Origin of the sequence: Psychrobacter sp. BI730 (assembly GCF_013414195.1) — a bacterium.
In the GTDB taxonomy this organism is placed as follows: Bacteria; Pseudomonadota; Gammaproteobacteria; order Pseudomonadales; family Moraxellaceae; genus Psychrobacter.
Window position 1 is genome coordinate 61,931 of the sequence record NZ_JAATTV010000017.1, and the last position, 6,256, is coordinate 68,186.

Here is a 6,256-nt window from a genome sequence, read left to right on the forward strand (position 1 = left end):
TATCTAAATATTACTCAAAAAAAGCCTCTGATATGATGATATCAGGGGCTTTTTCAATATAAATTATTAGAACTTAGTTGTAGACAGCTCTGAGTTTTCGTACCTGTCATACAACCAGTGATTTTAACTTAACTAATTGAACTAATATTTATACCATTTAACTTATTCAGCTGCATTATTGATGTCTTGTAGTGGCTGTGACAAGCGCTCAAGGTGTCTTGGTAGCACCCCTTTATATTGAGAATATATTTTTGGCAAATCTGCTTCGATATCACCTGTAGGATAAACTAACGACATAAACCGTATTTCTTTAGTATTGTAGTCCATCGCTACTGGCAAAATCGGTACACCAGCACCCACCGCTAAATAATAAAAACCTGTCTTCCACGACTCAGTATATTGCCGTGTACCCTCTGGCGATAACCCCAAAAATAATGGTTCACCAGTTTTGAACTTATCTATACTGGCTTGCAGCACAGAGCCTTTATTACCACGATCGATAGGAATAACCCCTATCCAATTTAATAATTGCGCAAACACAGGCACTTTAAATAGTGTGTGCTTGCCCATAATGCTGATTTTGATATCTAATGCAAACAGACTTGGAATCGCATAAATACCATCCACATTAGAAGTATGGGGCAGAGCAAGCACTACAGCTTGTGAGATATTTGGAATCTCGCCTACCGTACGCCAACCTGACGCCTTTAACAGCGCGGATGCAATAACAGGCGCAAATTTGTTGCCACGCTTTGGAACCTTGTCTCCCAAATGCTTTTTGCTAAGTTTTGGGAGTACTTTGGAACGCGCAGGTTTAGAAACAACAGACTTAGAACGGTTAAAAATCTTCGGTATCATGACAGCACAATATAATGAAAGGTACTGACATAATACCATTAAGCCTTTGTGGCTAGGCTGAATTTTGCGTGCTTTTATTATGCGATAGATCGTTCAGCCATAAATATAAGTAATGGCCTGTTACGATACTCTGTACCCATATTTCTTTAGATTCATTGCTAATTCTTAAGAAATATCGGCCAAATCACCTTTGCTCTCAAGCCACGACTTGCGATCAGAGGCACGTTTCTTAGCCAGTAGCATATCCATTACGCTATTGGTTAGTACCATGTCATCCATATCTAACTGTACTAGGCGGCGTGTATCACGGCTCATCGTCGTCTCACGTAGTTGCTCAGCACTCATTTCACCAAGTCCTTTAAAGCGTGTAATCTGGGCTTTTTTATTACCCGGTACGTTAGCCAAGATATGTGCAAGCTCCGGCTCATCCAATGCATAATGAACTTCTTTACCCACATCAACTCGGTACAATGGCGGCATGGCCACAAATAAATGACCCGCATCCACTAGTGCAGGGAAATGCTTTACGAACAGCGCGCAGATCAATGTCGCGATATGCAGTCCATCAGAGTCAGCATCCGCTAAGATACATATCTTGTCGTAACGTAGCTCGGACAAATCATCAGAGGCAGGATCGACACCGATAGCTATGGCAATATCATGAATCTCTTGACTTGATAGTACTGTATCTGATGAGACTTCCCACGTATTTAGGATTTTACCGCGCAGAGGTAATATCGCCTGATAATGACGATCTCTTGCTTGCTTAGCACTACCACCCGCAGAGTCACCCTCTACTAAGAATAACTCAGCGCCATCACGTAAATCACCACGGCAGTCTGCCAATTTACCAGGCAATGCGGGCCCTTGAGTAATCTTTTTACGAGCGACTTTTTTGGCAGATTTCAGACGACGACCTGCTTTATTGATCGCCAATTCAGCGATTTGCGTACCCATGTCCGCATGCTGGTTTAACCATAGGCTAAAGGCATCTTTTGCCAATGTCTGTACAGCGCCCGCCGCTTCACGGCTAGATAAACGCTCTTTGGTCTGTCCAGAAAACTGCGGCTCAGAAAACTTCAGAGACAGGATATAGTTCACCCCATCCCAGACGTCTTCCGCGGTTAGTTTCACACTACGTGGTAGCAAATTATGAATATCACAGAACTCACGCAGAGCTTCTAAGATACCCGTGCGTAGTCCGTTGACGTGCGTACCGCCCTGAGCTGTGGGAATCAGGTTCACATAGCTTTCTTGAATCGGTGTGCCACCATCAGGCAACCAAGACAAGGCAAAGGTAATAGCCGCTCGTTCACCTGCTTTCGCATCATAATTATAATAAAACGGTGCTTCAGGCAATGTTTCCAAACCATCTAATTGTTCGCTTAGATACTCGACTACCCCATCCGTAAACTGCCAAACGACCTTTTCGTCATTGATATCATCAGTGAACTCAATCGTCAGTCCAGCGGCCAAAACAGCCTTTGCTTTTAAATTATGCTTGAGCTGTTTTACATTAAATTTGGGCGTATCAAAGAAACTACCATCCGCCCAAAAGTGCACTCTAGTGCCACGTTTACGCTTATTTGAGCTGACTGCTTCAGTCAATGGCGTAACTGGTGCACCATTTTCAAATGCCATATCAAACTGCGTACTGTCACGCCATACCGTAACCTCAACGCGAGTTGATAGCGCATTGACGACAGAGATACCCACGCCATGTAGACCACCTGACACTTCATAATTAGAGGTCGAGAACTTTCCACCTGCATGCAAGCGAGTTAATATCAGCTCAATACCAGATTGACCAAACTCAGGATGGATATCAGTTGGCATACCGCGCCCGTCATCTTCGACAGACAACGATCCATCACTATGCAATTGCACCTTGATGGTTTTAGCATAACCAGCCAACGCTTCATCTACTGAGTTATCAATGACCTCTTGCGCCAAATGGTTCGGGCGCGTGGTATCGGTATACATACCCGGACGACGACGGACTGGCTCAAGACCTTCTAAAACTTCTAACGATTGCGCATTATATTGACTCACAAATGCATCCTTAACTGTTCGCTTGCGTTTAATTCTATTAAACCATTATAACGAAAAATAGCGACGTTAACGTTAATACTCCATCGCTTACGTCATATAATGTCGTCTATTTAAACTTGCACTAAACTCTGTAAGATATTCATCACCATGGGCAACTGCTCATCAAAGTCACTGAAGCGATGATCGCCACCCACTTGCACTGTTACCGATGCGCCATGACCTTGATAAAAATCTCTAGACAATTCAGAATTTAGCAATTCATCACCTTCTTTTAATAGTACAGCAACTTTATCGGGATAATTTACTGATAATAGCTGATTATCTGCAAACCACTGTAAATCTGCAGTCGTAATACTCCAGCCACCCGCTGTCGTATGCAGGACTTTGCTAGTAGATGACTCATTTAAGTTATCTTGACTTGATACTGATTGATTAGAGAAACGCTTTAAAGTGATATGGGGCTGAGTACTAGGATTGAGCAGTAAAACTGGGCAACCTATCTGATTGCCTATCAAAGTAGAAAAATACCCACCTAGTGAGCTACCGATTAATACCGTATTTGATAACTCAGTCTGCTTATCTGCTGATTTTCTATCTTCACTATTATTTAGCGCTTTGATTAAAGACAGTAATTGCTCACACACTTGTGCTGGGGTTTTATTTAAATCAGGACGCAGCACATTAATATCAGGATGATGAAGCTGACAATATTTTTCTAACAGCACCCCTTTGGTCGAGTTGGCATCACTGTCCAATCCATGGATATAAATCAAGTTCACGTATCATCTCACTTATTAATTTTGTTATGATTATCTTATAAAGGCTATCAAAGCTAAGCATAGCACCCGCTAGACGGAAATAATAACAATAAAATGGCACACTATTAGTCAGTATTTGCGACATAATAATGTTGTACAGTGATTTTATGCAGGTCAAAGGAATGACGGTAGTCATTATGGAGGAGTCATGAATCAACAGTTTGAACTGTTCGAGATTGCCAATCCATGTATTGGTCTTTGTCAAAGCAATAAGAAGGGTTATTGCTTTGGTTGCCTGCGTAGTCGAACTGAGCGCCAGCGATGGCATGACATGACGACAGAGCAGCAACGCGAGGTGCTAAGGCTTATCGCAGGACGTAAGCTGCGTATTGAGCTTATGCGGCTACGTAAAAACGAGCAGTTAGGTTTTGATTTTGAAGAAGACGTTGAGATGGGTGAGTTGTTTTGAAAATATAGGGTTGTGATATAAGATTAAATAAGAATACCTACCCTATAACAATTAAATTAAAAAAATTATACTTTCTGACCTTATTTATCTTCTTTTTCATACCAATACTTCAACTGTCTCTTAGATAGCATTTCTCTCATTTGTTTAGCTAATTCTTTATTCTCAATTGATCCATTTTCAAAAATCTCAATCATTTTTTGACGAATTGGTTCATGTGCTTTACGCCTCGTCATTATTGCACTCATAGTACTCATAGCCGTCCTATATAAAAAATCGTTTTCTTTCATACTGACAAGAATCTTTTTATATTCATTGGTGACATCCACCCAATCTTCCAAATTGTCTGCTTCTTTATCAAAATGAGCAGGCGTAACCTTACTTGGAGACTTTGCTTCAATAATTTCTATTCCAGCACGAGCATAAGCCTTTGCTACCAATTCTGAGCAAAAAGAGGAATTGTCGTTTCCAGAACCCATAAAAGCTTTATTGTAATCTTGCGCATAGAAATACATGGCTGCTTCTTGTAGCCTCTCAGTATCTGAACAAGATTCGGTAATTGATTTATGTCTAATAACTCGCCAGTTTTGATTGCAAGCTTCATCCTCATCGACTAATAAAGCCAAATGAACACCCTTATCATTAGTCGAGTGTATAAAAATTCCATCGCCCAAGCTAAATTCGACATGGCTTGAACTGGCGTTGGAATAAAGTATTTTCTGCGCTTTTATAAGTGATGAGGACAACTTATTTTCACCAGTCACTAGTAAAATATCTCCAGGTAGCATTTGATTCTCCTAAGTAGCTAACACTGTACAATATGTACGGAATAATAAGTCATTTGATAGAGCTGCTAGCTTATTATTCTATCGAATGAATAATAAGCTTAACTTGGTTCGAAGCAGATACAAACATCTCAACAATAACTTAATAATAGTGTAGTGAAATTTGAAGAGAAAAACACCTAACCTTCTTATTGCTATTTGGACGCATTATAACCTTTTCGCCATTTACGATTTGTAAAATAGAATCGAATGCTGCTTAGTTTTGTTACTATCTTACCAACGACCAAATAGGTAAACCAACTATATCTTTTAGCTTCAATAGTCTTAGCAAATCCCAGACCATAGGATTTACTAAGTATTTCTTTACCATCTAAAACTTCAACATTTACACAGTTAATATTACCTCTGATAGCTTGATCTATTAGAAATTCTTCAAGGTTACCCTTAGATTTTAATGACTCTTGAGTTAATCTAAAGTTTTGAAATCTAGGGTAGTTATAATCTTCGGAATAAATTGGAATAGTCTTGATATAACCATCTTCCATTAACAACTTTACTAAGTACGCAAAATCAGCTCCGTAGTAGCCGTTTTGATTATTTGAACGCATTGACTGTATTGGAGCGGTAAAATGGTTGTTGAAGAAGTCAGTAATAGGATCCCATCTCTGAATCCATTCCTTGACAACATATTTTCCATTAGATGTCGATAAAACTAAAAAAGTTTTGATCTCTTTTGAACTTAAAAGTTGATTCAGTTTGATCCTATTCATATTTAAACTGTAATAATCTACTGGACCTAGAATTTGAGTAAATGATTCATAAGATTTTAGTATTTTAGGTTCATGTTCGAAATTAGACAGCTCAATATAATAGTTAGGACCGACACGTAGAAAAACCTTAAAGATTATAACAGACCTATCTTTAAAATTTTCAAGAGTGAAATGGTCTACATATTGGTCTTCTGCATAGGCACTTGAACTGATAGTAAAATGTCCTTTAACATGAATCCCTGACTTTCGTAGATAATTACGAATAGCAACAGACAGAGCGATTATTGAGATTACTAAAGCTATATAAGAAACCATACACGAATAAACCTCAATAAAATGCTGAGATTTTATTGTACTGCAAATTTAGAACTAATAACCCGAATCAACAACCTTAATTAAGGAATTTATAACAAAGTCTATTTTTGCAAACCTGCCCCGAACGCTAGACAAAGAAAAGCCCCCTCCGCGTTAGCGAAGGGGGCTTTATCTAGAATAGAGAGCTGACGATGACCTACTCTCACATGGGCGAACCACACTACCATTGGCGCTACGATGTTTCACTTCTGA

6 protein-coding genes are annotated in these 6,256 nt (G+C 39.5%); 1 reads left to right on the forward strand and 5 read right to left on the reverse strand.

Features of this window, described 5'->3' with window-relative positions:
* Nucleotides 1-162: 162 nt before the first annotated feature.
* The 3 genes from HCZ91_RS12330 to HCZ91_RS12340 all read right to left on the reverse strand — a co-directional run bounded on the left by HCZ91_RS12330 (nucleotide 163) and on the right by HCZ91_RS12340 (nucleotide 3,689).
* Nucleotides 163-858, reverse strand: coding sequence for a lysophospholipid acyltransferase family protein (locus HCZ91_RS12330; RefSeq protein ID WP_057762140.1), 696 nt, complete (start codon nucleotides 856-858; stop codon nucleotides 163-165).
* Nucleotides 859-1,023: 165 nt separating this feature from the next.
* A complete protein-coding gene (gene parE / locus HCZ91_RS12335; protein WP_102093485.1) occupies nucleotides 1,024-2,910 on the reverse strand; it encodes a DNA topoisomerase IV subunit B in 1,887 nt (628 codons plus the stop codon).
* Between the two features lie 110 nt (nucleotides 2,911-3,020).
* Nucleotides 3,021-3,689 carry a YqiA/YcfP family alpha/beta fold hydrolase gene (locus HCZ91_RS12340; protein WP_179799605.1) on the reverse strand — a complete coding sequence of 223 codons (669 nt, stop codon included), beginning with the start codon at nucleotides 3,687-3,689 and terminating at the stop codon, nucleotides 3,021-3,023.
* Nucleotides 3,690-3,876: 187 nt separating this feature from the next.
* On the opposite strand from HCZ91_RS12340, the gene HCZ91_RS12345 reads away from it, so the two are divergent.
* Nucleotides 3,877-4,137, forward strand: a complete 261-nt coding sequence (locus tag HCZ91_RS12345) for a DUF1289 domain-containing protein (RefSeq protein WP_102093487.1) — start codon at nucleotides 3,877-3,879, stop codon at nucleotides 4,135-4,137.
* An 80-nt stretch (nucleotides 4,138-4,217) separates the two neighbouring features.
* On the opposite strand, the gene HCZ91_RS12350 is transcribed toward HCZ91_RS12345, so the two are convergent.
* Entirely contained in the window at nucleotides 4,218-4,922 is a 705-nt protein-coding gene (locus HCZ91_RS12350; protein ID WP_101210863.1) for a YiiX/YebB-like N1pC/P60 family cysteine hydrolase, read from the reverse strand.
* 191 nt (nucleotides 4,923-5,113) lie between these two features.
* On the reverse strand, nucleotides 5,114-6,004 hold the full coding sequence (locus HCZ91_RS12355; RefSeq protein ID WP_179799606.1) for a hypothetical protein: 891 nt from the start codon (nucleotides 6,002-6,004) through the stop codon (nucleotides 5,114-5,116).
* Nucleotides 6,005-6,256 lie beyond the last annotated feature (252 nt).

Excerpts from the sequence above, each read along its gene's own strand:
- HCZ91_RS12330 (WP_057762140.1), bottom strand. The coding sequence starts at position 858 with ATGATACCGAAGATTTTTAACCGTTCTAAGTCTGTTGTTTCTAAACCT.
- HCZ91_RS12345 (WP_102093487.1), top strand. The coding sequence starts at position 3,877 with ATGAATCAACAGTTTGAACTGTTCGAGATTGCCAATCCATGTATTGGT.
- HCZ91_RS12350 (WP_101210863.1), bottom strand. The coding sequence starts at position 4,922 with ATGCTACCTGGAGATATTTTACTAGTGACTGGTGAAAATAAGTTGTCC.
- HCZ91_RS12355 (WP_179799606.1), bottom strand. The coding sequence starts at position 6,004 with ATGGTTTCTTATATAGCTTTAGTAATCTCAATAATCGCTCTGTCTGTT.